The organism is Achromobacter sp. (genome assembly GCF_049647645.1).
Taxonomy (GTDB): Bacteria; Pseudomonadota; Gammaproteobacteria; order Burkholderiales; family Burkholderiaceae_B; genus Achromobacter.
The window spans coordinates 1-15783 of record NZ_JBARYB010000305.1 but is presented as its reverse complement, the minus strand read 5'-3'; the positions used below and the strand labels follow the sequence as shown (position 1 = coordinate 15783).

Here is a 15783-nt window from a genome sequence, read left to right as displayed (position 1 = left end):
GGGCCGCGTTCAGATCGCGTCGGCCCAGAGGTCGTACTCGTCGGAATCGGTGACGCGGGCGCGCACCATGTCGCCCGCCTTCAGGGGCTTGTCCGAACTGACGTAGACGCAGCCGTCGATCTCGGGCGCGTCGGCGCTGCTGCGGCCCACGGCGCCGTCTTCGTCCACTTCGTCGATCAGCACGTCGATCTCGCGGCCCACCTTCTTTGCCAGGCGAGCGGTCGAGATCGATTGCTGCAGTTCCATGAAGCGCTCCCAGCGCTCTTGCTTGACCTCGTCCGGCACCGGATTGTCCAGCAGGTTCGCGGGCGCGCCTTCCACCGGCGAATACTGGAAACAGCCGACGCGGTCCAGCTGCGCTTCCTGCATCCAATTCAGCAGGTACTGGAAGTCTTCCTCGGTTTCACCGGGGAAGCCGACGATGAAGGTCGAGCGTATCGTCAGGTCCGGGCAGATCTCGCGCCAGCGCTTGATGCGGGCCAGGGTCTTGTCTTCGAAGGCCGGGCGCTTCATGGCTTTCAGGATGCGCGGGCTGGCGTGCTGGAACGGAATGTCCAGGTAGGGCAGGATCTTGCCCTCGGCCATTAGCGGGATCACCTCGTCCACGTGCGGATACGGATACACGTAGTGCAGGCGCGTCCACACTCCCATCTCGGACAAGGCCATACAGAGCTCGGTCATGCGGGTCTTTACCGGCCGGCCGTTCCAGAAGCCGCTGCGGTACTTCACGTCCACGCCATAGGCGCTGGTGTCCTGCGAGATCACCAGCAGTTCCTTGACGCCGGCCTTGACCAGGCGCTCGGCCTCGCTCAGCACGTCGCCCACCGGCCGGCTGACCAGATTGCCGCGCATCGACGGGATGATGCAGAAGCTGCAGCGGTGATTACAGCCTTCCGAGATCTTCAGGTAGGCGTAGTGGCGCGGCGTGAGCTTGATGCCTTGCGGCGGCACCAGGTCCAGATAAGGGTTGTGGTCCTTCTTGGGCGGGGCGGCCTGGTGCACCGCGCGCACCACCTCTTCATATTGCTGCGGACCGGTCACGGCCAGCACGCTGGGGTGCACGTCGCGGATTACCGATTCCTCGACGCCCATGCAGCCGGTCACGATGACCTTGCCGTTCTCGGCCAGGGCTTCGCCGATGGCCTCAAGCGATTCCGCCTTGGCGCTGTCGATGAAACCACAGGTGTTGACGACGACCACGTCCGCGTCGTTGTATTCGGGCGTGACTTCGTACCCTTCGGTGCGCAGTTGGGTCAGGATGCGTTCGGAGTCGACCAGGGCTTTGGGACAGCCCAGGGAAACGAAGCCCACGCGCGGGGTTCGGCCTTCGGCGTTGACGGCGGCGATGCTGTTGGCCAGGGTTGTGGCAGCCGACGCGTTCGCGTCAGCGCTGTCGGCCTTGCCGGGGCCCTTGCCAGGCCGGGAGGTTTCGAGAATTTCCAATCTAGTTCACCAAAAAAACCGCGCGGCGAGCGTGTCGCGCGGCGGATGTGTTGTTCATGTCGGGCGAGGCCGCGGCGGCGGGCCTCAAGATTCAGCGTGTTCGTTGGCGCGCCACGGGGGCAGTTCTCGCAGGGTCTCGGGGTGCAACATTGCTACCTGCAGCAGGGTCTTGGCCGCGCCCGAGGGGGTGCGCCGTCCTTGCTCCCAATCTTGCAGAGTGCGTACGCTCACGCCCAGCAGTTCAGCGAAATCCGTCTGCGGCAGGCCCACGCGGCTGCGTGCTTCGCTGATATGCGATGCCTGCCATGGTGCGCTGCGCGCCGTCGGGGCAGCATTCTTCATGGCTCTTCAAAAGTCGGGTGGCGCCTGCGTGGCGTCCCTGGGGTTCATGCCGTCGCGCCATGATGGCGGCAAAGGCGAATTTTTAATTATACGGCATTGCCGTAGGTGAATTGGGAGCTGGGGTTGCACGTATCAATCTCGCGGCCGCGTCTGGGAGGGCGAGCTGCAGTGCTGGGTCGAGCGCTTCCCCGGCATCCCCGTCGAGCGGGTGTTGGGCTTCCCCCCAATTTGGATAGAGCAGCCCGGTTGGTCTTCCTTTTCCTCGATTCGGCCGCTAGCGCAGTGATTCGTCCGCCATGCCGCTGCGTACACCGATGACATAAGCAGCGCTGCGCGCAACCGCCGGCTCCCGATCCGTCGCCAGCCGGGCAAGCAGCGCCGTCGCCGCTGCACCGGGGATCTCGGCAAGCGCCTGGGAGATGCGGACGCGGGCTTGGTTGTGGCTGCCGGCCATTGCGGCTTCGAATCGCGACACGATCCGCCGGGCGACTGCCGGATCCTCCGCGAGTTCGGCCAGGGTGTCGGCCGCCTCGACATCGTGATCGCCGATCGCGATCTGTTCGACCAGCAGCGGAATGGCATCTTGTGCGCCCTGTGCACCTAGTACGCGGGCAGCCCGGTACCGTATTGCTGCGCTGGAGTCTGCGAACGCGCCTCGCAAGAGGTCGAACGCCTCAGCGCTGCCGACGTAGGCAAGCGCCACCACGGCGCGCTCGCGCACCTCGGCATCGGGCAGGCGCAGGGCGGCCGCCAGCACGCCGATACTTGCGCCTTCGGCCCGGCCCAATGCCCAGCGCAGGGCGCCTGCAACGTTCGGGTCCTGTTCCTGCAGCAAAGCCTGGGCGACCCGCGCGGCCACGGGCGCGCCGCTGATTGCCACATCGAGCGCCGCGCGCTGCCGTACCGGCGCATCCGCCGAATCCAGCTTGTTCAGCAACTGGACGATTTCCAGCACCTTGGGCCAGTCGGCTGGAAGCGCCGCGCGCACCGCGCCTAGCCGGGCAAGCAGTTCCTGCTCCGCGGCCAATCGCAGCTGGCTGCGGGAAATCAGTTCATCGATGAGCGTGTCGGGACGGGGAGCTTGCTGGCCCAGTGCCCGTCCTACCTCGGCAAGCCCCAGGCCAAGCGTGCGCAGGCTCTCCACCTGGAAGAGGCGCCAGACATCGGCTTCCGCATACTCGCGGTATCCCGCCATGGTGCGTCCCGAGGGTTTGACGAGTCCGAGCGCGTCGTAGTGCCGCAGCATGCGCGCGCTTATCCCCGCACGCCTGGCCAGTTCGCTGATGCGCATGAATGCCGTCTCCAGTGGTCCGAGCCGCGCCGTCAACCTCCGCGCTTGCGGTGACGGTTGCAGCCGCTGCTCGGACATTATCGCTGCCCGGAAGGCCGCGAGCGATCGATCGCATGTGGAAATAGCGGCGCCGAGGGCCGGGCGTCCGCGGGGTCGAGTACGAACGGGCCTTCCGGATCGGCGATCAGCCTGAGAGTGGCGCGAGCATGGACACGCACCTCTGGGCACTGGCGCTCTGCGGCGGTTTGGAGCAGTGCGATTGCTGCGTCTCCAAGCATCGCCAAGGCGCGGCTGAGGCTGCGCTTGAGATCCGCATCACCGCGCCCCAGTTCGCGTATCAGTTCCCCCGCCAGACCGTCACGCTGCGTAGCCGGTGCCAGCCCGGCAGCGGTACGCCACGCGGTTCGTGCGACCTCCGCATCCGGATCGTGCAGATGTGCGAGTGTGATCGCAGGCCAAGTTGCGGGATCGCCGATTTTCGAGAGCGTGTGCAGCGCCTGGCTCCGCGCTTGGGCGCGTGGCGAGTTCAGTTCTGCCAACAGCAAGGGCAGGGTGTCTGTCTGCGAGTGCCGCGTCAGCGCCCAGGTGAGCATGTCGCGCACGAAGAAATCCGGTTCAGTGCAGCAGCGGATCACCAATAACGCGATGTGGTTACGGTCGGGAGTTATCCCCGCGCGGAGCGCCGCCGCGAGGCGGACTGACGCGTCCGGATTGTTGAGCGCCGTCGCCAAACGGAAGTGGGAATTGCCGGGGTCGTGCTGGGCCATGGAATGCCTCCTTGCCCGGCAGTGAACACCTTCACATTATGAGAAGGTCAAGGAGACGGCAACCGGCTCAGCGCGTGGCTTGAAATCCGAGGCGTATCAAGGCGCGCCGCGCCGGTACAGCGCCAGCGTCCCCGCCAGCCCGATCAGCAAACCACCGCAGACGCGGTTCAGCCAGCGCAGGCCCGCGCCCTGGAAGGCGCGCACCATCTGCGCGCCCAGCGCCGCGTAGGCCAGCATCACGGCGATGTTCATCAGCGCCATGACGCCGGCCAGCACGGCGTACTGCGCGGGCAAGGGCGCGGCTGGATTGATGAACTGGGGCAGGAAGGCGGACATGAACAGCAGCGCCTTGGGGTTGGTCAGCGCCACCGCGAAGCTGCGCAGGCCCAGCGTCAGGCCTGCCGGACGCCGGGCGTCCGTCTGGGCGGCAGGCATGACCAGCGCCGCGTCCGAGCGCAGCATCTTCCAGCCCAGGTAGGCCAGATAGGCCGCGCCCACCCATTTGATGAACTGGAAGGCGACTTCGGACGCCGCCAGCACCACGCCCAGGCCCGAGGCCACCGCGCCGATCAGGACCAGGTCGGCCAGCACCGCGCCGGCCATGCCCCAACAGGCGGCGCGCACGCCGTGGCGCGAACCGTTGCTCATGGCGAGCAGCACGGTAGGGCCTGGGGTGACGATGGTGACGGCCGAGGCCAGGATGAACAGCAGCAGGGTGGCAAGGGTCATGAGGGGCTCCGTGGCTGGGGCCAGTGTGCCGTGGCGGGCGCGGTTCGTCCAGGTCCGGCTACCATAGCGGTCTTATCCCCTGAATTTGCACCATGTCCACGCGTTCCGACTCCCCCAATCTGGCCCCTCCGCTGTCCTCCGTCCTGCTTTCCAGCGCGGAGGTGGTCGAGGGCGTGCTGGACGGCCGCTCTCTGACGGACGCGCTGGCTGACGTGGAATCGTCCCTGCGGCCGGCCACGCAAGCCGTGTCGTTCCATGCCATGCGCTATCTGGGCTGGGCCGATGCCGTGGGCCGCGAGCTGGTCCAGCGCTATCCGAGCGTGCTGTTCGAGTCCCTGCTGCTGGTCTCGCTGACCTTGCTGAAAGAAGAGGGCGAGGCGGCCTCGGCCCTGCCGGGAATGCCGGTCTACGGGGCGCACACGGTAGTGGACCAGGCGGTGACCGCCGCGTCCCGCACCCGCGGCCTGGCTTCCTTCAAGGGCATGCTCAACGCCTGCCTGCGCCGCTTCCTGCGCGAACGCGCGGCCCTCGAAGCCGCGGTCGCCGACAGCCCCGAGGCCCAATGGAACCATCCCGGCTGGTGGGTCAAGCAGCTGACCGTGGCCTATCCGCATGAATGGCGCGAGATCCTGGCTTCGGCCAACCTGCCCGCGCCCCTGACCCTGCGCGTCAACCGCCGCCGCGCCAGCCGCGAGCAGGTGTTGGCCGCTTTCCAGGCTGCCGGCCTGGCGGCCGAGCCCGTGGGCCAGTCTGGCCTGGTGCTGGCTACGCCCAAGCCGGTGACCCAATTGCCTGGGTTTGCCGAAGGCTGGTGGTCGGTGCAGGACGCCGGCGCGCAATTGGCGGCCGAATTGCTGGCCCCCGCGGACGGCATGCGGGTGCTGGACGCCTGCTCGGCGCCGGGCGGCAAGACCGCCCATCTGCTGGAGCTGGCCGATATCGACCTGCTGGCCCTGGATGCCGACGCCGACCGGCTGGCCCGCGTCGAGCAGAACCTGGACCGGTTGGGCCTGGCAAGCAAGCGTGTCCAGTTGAAAGCGGCTGATGCGGCCGACTTGGACGCCTGGTGGGACGGCAAGCCATTCGACGCCGTGCTGGCCGACGTGCCCTGCACGGCCTCGGGCATCGTGCGCCGTCACCCCGACATCCGCTGGCTGCGGCGCGAGAACGACGTACGCCGTACGGCCACCCTGCAGGCCAGCATCCTGGATGCATTGTGGCGCACGGTGGCGCCCGGCGGGCGGCTGCTTTATGTAACCTGCTCGATCTTCCCGATCGAGGGCGCGCGCCAGGCGCTGGAGTTCATGCAGCGCCATCCCGAGGCGACGCGGCTGGAGGCGCCCGGGCAATTGCTGCCAGTTGCGGTCGATGCAACACCCGCGGAGCAGCGCGACGGATTTTTCTACGCCTTGTTTGCCAAGCAGTCCTGAATCGCCAAGAATAGGGGGCATGACGTAGTTCCGGTGCCGTATGTCCATTATTCCGCGCTTATTTCTCGGGTTGTTGCTCGCATCTGCCTTGCTTTCCTTTTTGCCGGGCGGCGAGGCGCATGGGGCCGAGCCCAGGGTCGCCGAGGTCCGCCAGGCGGTGCGCGAGGGCAAGCTCGAAATCGACGCCGACATCGAGTTCGAACTGAACCAGCAGTTGCGGGACGCAGCCCAGCGCGGGGTTCCGCTGTACTTTACGGCCGACCTCACCATCACGCGCGAACGCTGGTGGTGGTTCGACAAGTCCCTGGTCGACACCTCCCGCACCTGGCGCGTCATCTACAACGCCCTGACCCGGCAATGGCGCGTGGGCGTGGGTGAGCTGACCTTCCCGGTCGCGTCGCTGGACGACGCCATGGGCGTCATCCGCCACATCCGCAACTGGCCGGTGGCCGACGCCGGCGAGTTCGACGCGGACGTGCTGTACGGTGGGCAATTGCGCCTGCGCCTGGATACGTCGCTCTTGCCGCGGCCCTTCCAGGTCAACGCCCTGAACAGCAGTTCCTGGGTACAGGCGACGCCCTGGATGGACTTCACGTTCGTGCTCAGCGACAAGGAGAAAGACCCATCATGAGGCTTGTGCTTCGGCTGGCCCTGATGGTTGGCGCCGTGAGCGGCCTGGCGTTGCTGGGCCTGCTGGCGTGGTCCACCGGCAATGCCTCGCGCTTTGCGCGCTACTACGACACGCTGTTGGTGTTGAACGGCATTTTTGCGCTGGCGCTGTTCATCTGGGTGGTGGCGCTGACCGTGCGGCTGGCGCGGCAGATCCGCAGGCGCCAGTTCGGCGCCCGGCTGACGGCCCGCTTTTCCCTGGCCTTTGCCCTGATCGGCGTGGTGCCTGGCGCCCTGATCTACACCGTGTCGGTGCAGTTCATGTCGCGCTCGATCGAATCCTGGTTCAACGTGCGCGTGGACACGGCCCTGGAAGCGGGCCTGAACCTGGGCCGCGCCGCGCTGGACTCGCTGCTGGCCGACCTGGACGCCCGCGCGCGCTCCATGGCCGTGGAGCTGAACCGCAATTCGGACAGCGGCGTGACGCTGGCCTTGACTCGGCTGCGCGAGGCCAACGGCGTGCAGGAAGCCATGGTGTTCACCGGCAGCGGGCGCATGATCGCGTTTTCCACCAGCCAGTACGGCCAGCTGCTGCCGGCGACGCCGCCGTCCACGGTCATCAATCAGTTGCGGCTGGCGCGCGGCTACTCGGCCGCCGAAGCCGACGATCCGGTCACGCCCGGCGCCGAAGGCGGGCTGCACCTGCGGGTGGTGATTCCGCTCACGGGGCCGGACCGCTACGACAATCTGCTGGGGGCGGCGTCCGAACCCCGCTGGCTGCAGCTATTGCAGCCGGTGCCCGAGCAGATCGCCCACAACGCCAACCTGGTGCAGCAGGGCTTTCGCGACTACCAGGAACTGGCGCTGTCGCGGCTGGGCCTGCGCAAGCTGTACGGCATTACCCTGACCCTGGCCTTGCTGCTGGCGGCCTTCGGCGCCATCGCCGTGGCGCTGTCCCTGTCCAAGCGGCTGGTGCGTCCGCTGCTCAGCCTGGCGGGCGGCACGCAGGCCGTGGGTGTGGGCGACTACCGGCCCCTGCCCGAACCGCCGGAGCGCGACGAAGTCGGCCAGCTCACGCGCTCGTTCAACGCCATGACGCGCCAGCTCGACGAGGCCCGTCGCATGGTCGAAAGCAACCGGCAACAGCTGGAACGCTCCAATGTCTATCTGGAAAGCGTGCTGTCGAACCTGTCTTCCGGGGTGCTGGTGTTCGACGAGTCGTTCCGCGTCACCACGGTCAACCAGGGCGCTCAGACCATTCTTGGCGCGGATCTGCGCTCGGTGATCGGCCGTCCGCTGGAAACGGTGGCCGGCATGCTGGAGTTCGCCAACATCGTCCGGCAGGCGTTTTCCGCCCATGCCGCGGTGGGGTCCGAGCGCCAGCACTGGCAGCAGCAATTCGAGATCGCCCCGGGCCAGGGCGAGGCGCCCGGCGGGGCGCAGCCCTTGACCCTGCTGGCGCGCGGCACGCATCTGCGCGTGGACGGGCGCGGCAACGGCTATCTGGTGGTGTTCGACGACATCACCGAAGTGATCTCGGCCAACCGGACCGTGGCCTGGGGCGAGGTCGCCCGCCGCCTGGCGCACGAGATCAAGAATCCGCTGACGCCGATCCAGCTGTCCGCCGAGCGCCTGGCCATGAAGCTGGAGGGCAAGCTGCCCCCCGCCGAGGCCCAGATCGTCGAGCGCTCCACCAACACCATCGTCAATCAGGTGGCGTCGCTCAAGCAGATGGTGGACGACTTCCGCGAATACGCCCGCACGCCGCCGGCGGTGATGCAGCGCATCGACTTCAACGCCCTGGTGGCGGACGTACTGTCGCTGTACGGCTGGGAGCCCGAAGGCGGCTCGTCGCGTCTGGCGGAAAAGGCCCTGAACCTGGACGTGACGCTGGCGCCGGACCTGCCTCCCATAGAAGGCGACCCCACCCAGTTGCGCCAGGTAATCCATAACCTGATGTCCAATGCTCGCGACGCCATCGCCGAGCAGGGCGGGCAAGGGCGGGTCAGCGTGACCACGCAGCTCATGCGCAGCGAGCAGCCCGACCGCGCGGACCAGCAAGCCCTCAGGTTTACCGTCGCCGATACCGGGCCGGGCTTTCCGCCCCAGGTCATGCAGCGCGCGTTCGAGCCCTACGTAACCACCAAGTCCCACGGGACTGGGTTAGGATTGGCAATCGTACGCAAGATCGTGGAAGAGCACGGTGGGCGTATCGACCTTGCCAACCGCAAGGAAGGAGGCGCGCGGATCTCGATCTTGTTGACCCGGCTGGCTTCCGAGGCCGATACAATGGACGCGACCGCGCAAGAAAAGGATAATGCGGCTACGCAATAGGTGGATGCTTTATGGCCAGAATTCTGGTGGTTGACGACGAAGTCGGTATACGCGAGCTTTTGTCGGAAATCCTTTACGACGAAGGACACACGGTCGAGCTGGCCGAAAACGCGGCGCAAGCGCGCGCCGCACGCTTGCGCATGCGTCCTGATCTGGTGTTGCTGGACATCTGGATGCCCGACACGGACGGCGTCAGCCTGCTCAAGGAATGGGGCTCGCAAGGCTTGCTGGACATGCCGGTGATCATGATGAGCGGCCATGCCACCATCGACACGGCGGTCGAAGCCACGCGCATCGGCGCCATGGACTTCCTCGAAAAGCCGATCACGCTGCAGCGCCTGCTGAAGACCGTCGCCGCCGGCCTGGCCCGCGGCCGTGCGCCGCACCCGGCGCCTGCCGCGTCGAATCCGGCCGCGGCCAGCGCCGCCGTGGCGCTGGAAGACGAGCTGGATCCCCCGGTCCTGGCCGCCGCGCCAGCCAACGAAGTCCCGGTCACGTCCAACGGCCAGCTTGGCAGCATTTCGCTGGACCAGCCGCTGCGCGAGGCGCGCGACGAATTCGAGCGCATCTATTTCGAATACCACCTGGTCCGCGAAAGCCACAGCATGACCCGGGTATCGGAACGCACGGGGCTGGAACGCACCCACCTGTACCGCAAGCTCAAGCAATTGGGCATCGAGTCCGCCCGCAAGCGGAGCTCATGAAGATCCTGATCATGGGCGCTGGTCGCGTAGGCACCAGCGTGGCCGAGAACCTGGTGTCGGAAGAGAACGACATCACGGTGATCGATTCGGATCCTGTCCAGCTTCAATACCTGCAAGAACACTTCGACCTGCGCGTCGTCCTTGGCGACGGCTCGCAGGTGTCGGTGCTGGAGGCCGCCGGCGCCGCCGACACCGACCTGCTGATCGCCTGCGCGGCCTCGGATTCGGCCAATATGGTGGCCTGCAAGATCGCGCGCCAGCTATTCAACATTCCCCGCCGCATCGCCCGCATCCGTTCGGTCGAGTTCGCTGAACATCCCGAACTCATGAGCGAAGAGGGCTTTTGCATCGACGCGCTGATCAGCCCCGAGCGCAGCGTCACCACCTATCTGCACAGCCTGATCGAATTTCCCGAGGCCCTGCAGGTGGTGGAGTTCGCCGAAGGCCGGGTCAGCGTCGTGACCGTGCGGGTCGGGGCCGGCAGCCCGATGGCCCATTCCCCCGTCGACAAGCTGCGCGATGTCTGGCCCGACGTGAAGGCGCGCGTGATCGATGTGCTGCGCGGCGGCCGGCCGCTGCGCGCCGGCAGCGGCACCGTCATCGCCCCGGGCGACGAAGTGGTGCTGGTGGTCGATTCGCGCGATGCGCGCCGCGCGGTGCGGCAGTTGCGCGAGGCCGAGCGCGCCGTGCGCCGGGTGATGATCGCCGGCGGCGGCAATATCGGCCTGCGCCTGGCGCGCCAGCTGGCCGAGGAAAAATACAGCGTCCGCATCATCGAGCGCGACCAGAAGCGCTGCGAATACCTGGCGACCCAGCTGCCCGACAGCGTGCTGGTCCTGCACGGCAGCGGCACCGACGAAGCGCTGCTGGAACGCGAGAACATCGAGGACATGGACACCTGGCTGGCGCTGACCAGCGACGACGAAGACAACATCATGTCCTCGTTGCTGGCCAAGCGCCTGGGGGCGCGCAAGGTGATCGCCCTGATCAACCGCCAGGCTTATGGCGAGCTGATGCAGGGCAGCCATATCGACATCGCCGTGTCCCCGTCCCAGGCCACCATGAGCGAACTGCTGCGCCACGTGCGCCGCGGCGACGTGGCCGCCGTGCACCGGCTGCGCCAGGGCGTGGCGGAAGCGCTGGAGGCCATCGCCCATGGCGACCGCTCGACGTCCAAAGTGGTGGGGCGCGCGGTCGGGCAGATCAGCCTGCCCAAGGGCGCCAGCATTGGCGCCCTGGTGCGGGAAGACGAAATCATCCTGCCGGACGCCGATACCGTGATCGAATCCGACGACCACGTCATCGTCTTCGTGCCGTCGCGCCGGCAGATGCCGCGCGTGGAAAAGCTGTTCCAAGTTTCGGCGTCCTTCTTCTGATGGGCGCCGCTTCCTTCCTCTTCCGCGGGCCGCGCGCGGCCGGATAGCTCCATGAAGCGCGTCCTGGGCACCCTCTACATCCTGGGTCTGACGATGGTGATGTTTGCGCTCACCATGTTGATCCCGCTGGTCGTCGCCTACGTGGGCGGCGATGCGGCGCGCGAGGCCTTCCTGGACGGGTTCCTGATTTCGGTGGGCATAGGCGGGGGCCTGGCGGCGGTGACGCGCCGCGCCCGCTGCGAACTGCGCGCGCGCGACGGCTTTGTGCTGGTGTCGGCCGTGTGGGCGGGGCTGCCCCTGCTGGCGGCCATTCCGCTGCTGCTCTACTTCCACGGCGCCGGCTTGCCGCTGTCCTTTACCGGTGCGTACTTTGAGGCCATGTCGGGCCTGACCACCACCGGCGCCACGGTCCTGACCAACCTGGACACGCTGCCCGCGTCGATCAACCTGTGGCGCGCCACGCTGATCTGGATCGGCGGCATGGGCATCCTGGTCCTGGCCGTGGCCATCCTGCCCTTGCTCGGGGTGGGCGGGCACCAGGTGGTGCGGGCGGAAACCCCCGGACCGATGAAGGACGAGCGGCTCACGCCGCGCATCGCCAGCACTGCCAAGGCGCTGTACGCGGTCTATTTCGTGTTCTCCATCCTGTGTTTCCTGGCCTACCGGGCGGTCGGACTGTCGTGGTTCGAGGCCTGGTGCCACATGGCCACCACCATGGGCCTGGGCGGTTTTTCGACCTGGGACGACGGCTTTGCCCACTTCGATTCCGTGGCGGTGGAAATGGTGGCGATGGTGTTCATGCTGATCGCCGGCATCAACTTCGCCACCCACTTCAACGCCTTCCGCCAGCGCAGCGGGCGCGCCTATCTGCGCTGTCCGGAAGCGATTCCCTACCTGGTGGTGGTGCTGGGAGTCGGGTTGGTCATATCGGTGTTCCTGTTCCTGAAAGGGGTCTATGACGATCCGCTGCAGGCCTTGCGCTACGGCATGTTCAACACGATTTCCATGGCCACCACCACGGGCTACGCCAATACCGACTTCGCGCAGTGGCCGCTGTTCGCCCCGCTGACCATGCTGCTGCTGTCGGGTTTCGCCACGTCCGCCGGGTCCACCGGGGGCGGGATCAAGATGATCCGGGCGATCCTGCTGGTCAAGCAGGCCCGCAACGAGTTGGTCACAATGTTGCACCCGCACGCCGTCAGCCCGGTGCGCATCAATGGCCGGGCGGTCGAGACCCGCACCATGTCGTCGGTATTGGCCTTCATGCTGTTCTATGGCCTTTCCATCGCCGTGTTCACCAGCCTGCTGCTGCTGTCAGGCCTGGACCCGATCACGGCCTTCTCGGCTGTTTTCGCCAGCGTCAACAACACCGGGCCTGGCCTGGGCCCGGTCGGTCCCATGGGCAACTTCGCCGTCTTGTCCGATTTCCAGATCTGGGTCTGCACCTTCGCGATGCTGATCGGGCGCCTGGAACTGCTGACGGTGCTGGTGCTGTTCACGCCTATTTTCTGGCGAAAGTAGCAGGCCTTACGCCGCGCGCGCTCTGCCCGCGCCTGCTGCCCTCCATGGCCAATTCAGCAGCCGATTTTTAGGTGATAACCCTAATAAGGGTTGTCCCACCCCCTCTCGCAAGCCCCTTCCAGACTTGCTATCCGGCCGTCGCGTGCCGGGAGCCCGCGCCGTTTCTATGCCGTGAGCGCTCGCTCACTTTTCTTCACAGGGGAAAACCGATTGCTTCGTGATGTTGCACATAAATGTCACGATTTTCCATCTTCTTGCCACAAAACAGCGGCTATCATGCGTGCACAAGCTGCCGTCTAGTGCCCCCCGGGATGTTGCCGGGCTTCAAGGTCGAACGGCGCACACCCTCATCAAACATTCAGAAAGGAGTCCGAGATGGAACAGATCCCGTTCATTTCGTCGGCCCCCAACACCCTGGGCATCGAGCTCGAGCTGCAACTGATAGACCCGCGCAGTTTTGACCTGACCGCAGCCTCGGACGAGCTGCTGGCCCAAATGGCCAACCACCCCATCGCCGACCGCGTTAAACCGGAAATCACGCGGTCCATGATCGAACTGAATTCCTCGGTGCACGAGCACCCCATGGGCCTCTTGGCCGAGATGCGCGAAATGCGCGACGCCCTGATCGAAGCGGCGGACGCCGTGGGCGTGTCGGTGGCCGGCGGCGGCGCCCATCCCTTCATGCGCTGGCAGGAACGTTCCATTTCGGATACCCCGCGCTTCCAGTACCTGGCCGAAATGTACGGTTACCTGGCGCGTCAATTTACGGTTTTCGGCCAGCACATCCACCTGGGCGTCAAAAGTGGCGACGATTCCATCAAACTGTTGCGCCGCCTGTCGCCCTACGTGCCGCATTTCATCGCGCTGTCGGCCTCCTCGCCCTATTGCGAGGGTGTGGATACGCTGTTCTCGTGCTCGCGCCTGAATGCGGTCAACAGCTTCCCGCTGGCCGGCCACATGCCGCCAGAAGTGAAGGACTGGTACCAGTTCGAGGCGCATCTGGCACAGCTGCGCGCCTACGGCCTGGCCGAAAGCATCAAGGACCTGTATTGGGACATCCGCCCCAAGCCGGAATTCGGCACGGTCGAAATCCGCGTCTGCGACACGCCGCTGACGGTTGAGCGGGCTTGCCAGCTGGCGGCCTTCGCCCAGGCGCTGGCGGTGCTGCTGATGCGCGAGGGCGATCCCGGCGACGGCGCCTGGCTGTCTTACCGCAGCAACCACTTCCAGGCTTGCCGCTTCGGCCTGCAGGGCAGCTATGTGACGCCTGACGGCCAGCGCCTGCGGCTGATGGACCACCTGCGTAATCTGTTCCAGCGCCTGATGCCGGTGGCCGAAGAGCTGGGCACGGGCGACATGATCGCCGCCTTGCGCGACGAATCCATGCGCAGCGGCAACGATTCCCGTTGGCTGCGCAGCCAGTTCCATCGCCTGCGCGACCTGCCGCTGGTGGTGGAGGCCATGTCGAACGCATGGCGCGGTGTTGCGGCGCCCGGCGTTGCGCCGGCCGAACCCACCGCGGTCCTGAGGCGCCGCATCCGCGCCACCTCCGAGCCCATGTCGGCGTTGCCGGCTTCGGAGCCCGGCGTCAGCGTGCCGTTGCCGGAACGCTTGCACTAGGCAGGACGGCCGGGCGCTCCTAGAGGAGTGCAGGCCGTGCCGCCAGCCGCGTCTGGCCCGATTTCAGGGCGTGCGGTGCCGGCCGCCGATCGCGCTGACCGACAGCCGGGTTTCGCCGGCCATGGTGCGATGCGCGGCGGCGCGCCAGGCGTGGCCGTAGGCGACTTCAATACTCAGGACGATCAGGCCGTCGGGCCGGCGCTGCGCTTCCAGCGCGGCGCAGAGGCGGTCGCGCCAATCCCGACCCACCAGCCCGCCACGCCGGCCTTCGGCGGGGTTGCCGCCCAGCGCACGGACGTCCTGCAGCAGCTTTTCCGGGCTGCGGTAGGTCAGGGTCAGGATCTCCTGGTCCATGACCGGGTCCGCGAAGCCGTTTTCCACCAGCAGGTCGCCGAAGTCATGCATGTCGACGAAGGAAGGCGTGGCCGTGCGCAGGCCCGCGTCGTCCAGGGCTTGGCGCAGCTCGCGCAGCGTAGCGGGCCCCAGACAGGAAAACATCGCCAGTCCGCCCACTTTCAGGATGCGCCGCCATTCCGCCAGCACGGCGTGCGGGGCGCGGTGCCAGTGCATGGCCAGGTTGGACCACACCAGTTCCAGCGATTCGGGCGCGAGGCCGGTCGCTGCCAGGTCGCCTTTGACGAAGGCCGGGGCCGCCGGGCCGCGGCGCGCCAGCTTGCCGATCCAGGCCGACAGGCCGGCGGGCGCGTGGCGCTTGCGCGCCTGCTCCAGCAGCGGCTCGCAGTTGTCCAGGCCGGTATAGGCGGCGTCGGCGTAGCGCTCGCGCAGCAGCGGCAGGTTGTCGCCCGCGCCGCAGCCGGCGTCCAGCATCGCCTGGGGCTGCACACGGATGTATTGCAGGCGCCCCAGCATGCGGCGGGCGACTTCCCCGTACAGGAATTGGGCATCGGACAGGTCGCCGCGGCGGGCGAATTGCCTGGGCACGTCGGCGCTGACGATGGGCAGGGAGGGGAGTGTTGCGGATTCTGGCAGGGACATTTCGGTCGCGCCCGCGTCTACGCCGCGGGCGGATCATGGTTTCATGAGGGATGGCATCCATTATTGCCCATCCCGGCCGTGGCTTCCGATTGTCCCTACGGGCCATGGGGCGGTGGCTGCTGTCGCGGGTCGGCTGCGAGTGTCCCCTGTGTGGCGCCCGGGTGGCGGGGGCGCGGCTCTGCGCGGGATGCGAAGCCGACATCTGCGAGACCGACAGCCGGGAGCACGGCAGCCATGAGACCGGCATGCACGATGCAGGCATCCTGGGGGCGGCCGTCGGCGCTCCTTCCACGGCGCGCCAGCAAGCCTCGTCGCGCTGCCCCCGTTGCGCGCTACGTCTGCACCCGGGCGCGCCGCACTGCGCCAGCTGCCTGGGCACACCCCGGGCTTTCTCGCGCACGGTCGCCGCGTTCGACTACTCGCCGCCCGCCGATACCTTGATCCTGATGTTGAAGACCCGGCTGCGGCTCAGCATGGCGCCGGTGTTGGCGCGGCTGATCGCGGCCGCCGTGGGCCGCGATGGCCCCCTGGCTGATGGCGCCTTGCTGGTGGCCATTCCGGCCAGCCGCGCATCGCTGCGCCAGCGCGGCATGAACCCGGCCGCCGAGATCGCCCGCAGCC

At 67.1% G+C, this 15783-nt stretch carries 14 protein-coding genes; 8 read left to right on the top strand and 6 right to left on the bottom strand.

Features of this window, described 5'->3' with window-relative positions:
• Window positions 1-9: 9 nt before the first annotated feature.
• The 5 genes from rimO to WBB14_RS34165 all read right to left on the bottom strand — a co-directional run bounded on the left by rimO (window position 10) and on the right by WBB14_RS34165 (window position 4572).
• Complete coding sequence (gene rimO / locus WBB14_RS34185; RefSeq protein ID WP_424243715.1) at window positions 10-1347, bottom strand: 30S ribosomal protein S12 methylthiotransferase RimO; 1338 nt, start codon at window positions 1345-1347, stop codon at window positions 10-12.
• A gap of 180 nt (window positions 1348-1527) precedes the next feature.
• Window positions 1528-1785 (bottom strand): helix-turn-helix domain-containing protein, encoded by a 258-nt coding sequence (locus tag WBB14_RS34180; protein ID WP_424243678.1) that lies wholly within the window; start codon window positions 1783-1785, stop codon window positions 1528-1530.
• Between the two features lie 274 nt (window positions 1786-2059).
• Window positions 2060-3076, bottom strand: a complete 1017-nt coding sequence (locus tag WBB14_RS34175) for a HEAT repeat domain-containing protein (RefSeq protein ID WP_424243677.1) — start codon at window positions 3074-3076, stop codon at window positions 2060-2062.
• A gap of 77 nt (window positions 3077-3153) precedes the next feature.
• Complete coding sequence (locus WBB14_RS34170) at window positions 3154-3843, bottom strand: HEAT repeat domain-containing protein (protein WP_424243676.1); 690 nt, start codon at window positions 3841-3843, stop codon at window positions 3154-3156.
• 96 nt (window positions 3844-3939) lie between these two features.
• Window positions 3940-4572 carry a LysE family translocator gene (locus tag WBB14_RS34165; protein WP_424243675.1) on the bottom strand — a complete coding sequence of 211 codons (633 nt, stop codon included), beginning with the start codon at window positions 4570-4572 and terminating at the stop codon, window positions 3940-3942.
• 92 nt (window positions 4573-4664) lie between these two features.
• On the opposite strand from WBB14_RS34165, the gene rsmB reads away from it, so the two are divergent.
• From rsmB to WBB14_RS34130, 7 genes are all read left to right on the top strand, one after another.
• Window positions 4665-6002, top strand: a complete 1338-nt coding sequence (gene rsmB, locus WBB14_RS34160; RefSeq protein ID WP_424243674.1) for a 16S rRNA (cytosine(967)-C(5))-methyltransferase RsmB — start codon at window positions 4665-4667, stop codon at window positions 6000-6002.
• A 40-nt stretch (window positions 6003-6042) separates the two neighbouring features.
• Window positions 6043-6633, top strand: a complete 591-nt coding sequence (locus WBB14_RS34155; RefSeq protein ID WP_424243673.1) for a DUF4390 domain-containing protein — start codon at window positions 6043-6045, stop codon at window positions 6631-6633.
• Entirely contained in the window at window positions 6630-8945 is a 2316-nt protein-coding gene (locus tag WBB14_RS34150) for an ATP-binding protein (RefSeq protein WP_424243672.1), read from the top strand. Before WBB14_RS34155 ends, WBB14_RS34150 begins: the two co-directional genes overlap by 4 nt.
• Before the next feature lie 11 nt (window positions 8946-8956).
• Window positions 8957-9649, top strand: coding sequence for a response regulator (locus tag WBB14_RS34145; protein WP_424243671.1), 693 nt, complete (start codon window positions 8957-8959; stop codon window positions 9647-9649).
• Window positions 9646-11025: a Trk system potassium transporter TrkA gene (trkA, locus tag WBB14_RS34140; protein ID WP_013396667.1), complete on the top strand. Its 1380-nt coding sequence runs from the start codon at window positions 9646-9648 to the stop codon at window positions 11023-11025. The genes WBB14_RS34145 and trkA overlap by 4 nt, the downstream gene beginning before the upstream one ends.
• A gap of 51 nt (window positions 11026-11076) precedes the next feature.
• Window positions 11077-12546, top strand: a complete 1470-nt coding sequence (locus WBB14_RS34135; RefSeq protein WP_424243670.1) for a TrkH family potassium uptake protein — start codon at window positions 11077-11079, stop codon at window positions 12544-12546.
• 375 nt (window positions 12547-12921) lie between these two features.
• On the top strand, window positions 12922-14166 hold the full coding sequence (locus tag WBB14_RS34130) for a YbdK family carboxylate-amine ligase (RefSeq protein ID WP_424243669.1): 1245 nt from the start codon (window positions 12922-12924) through the stop codon (window positions 14164-14166).
• A 63-nt stretch (window positions 14167-14229) separates the two neighbouring features.
• On the opposite strand, the gene WBB14_RS34125 is transcribed toward WBB14_RS34130, so the two are convergent.
• Window positions 14230-15162, bottom strand: a complete 933-nt coding sequence (locus WBB14_RS34125) for a methyltransferase domain-containing protein (protein ID WP_424243668.1) — start codon at window positions 15160-15162, stop codon at window positions 14230-14232.
• Between the two features lie 89 nt (window positions 15163-15251).
• Here WBB14_RS34125 and WBB14_RS34120 point away from each other — a divergent pair.
• A partial coding sequence (locus WBB14_RS34120) for a ComF family protein (protein ID WP_424243667.1) occupies window positions 15252-15783 on the top strand: 532 nt, incomplete at its 3' end.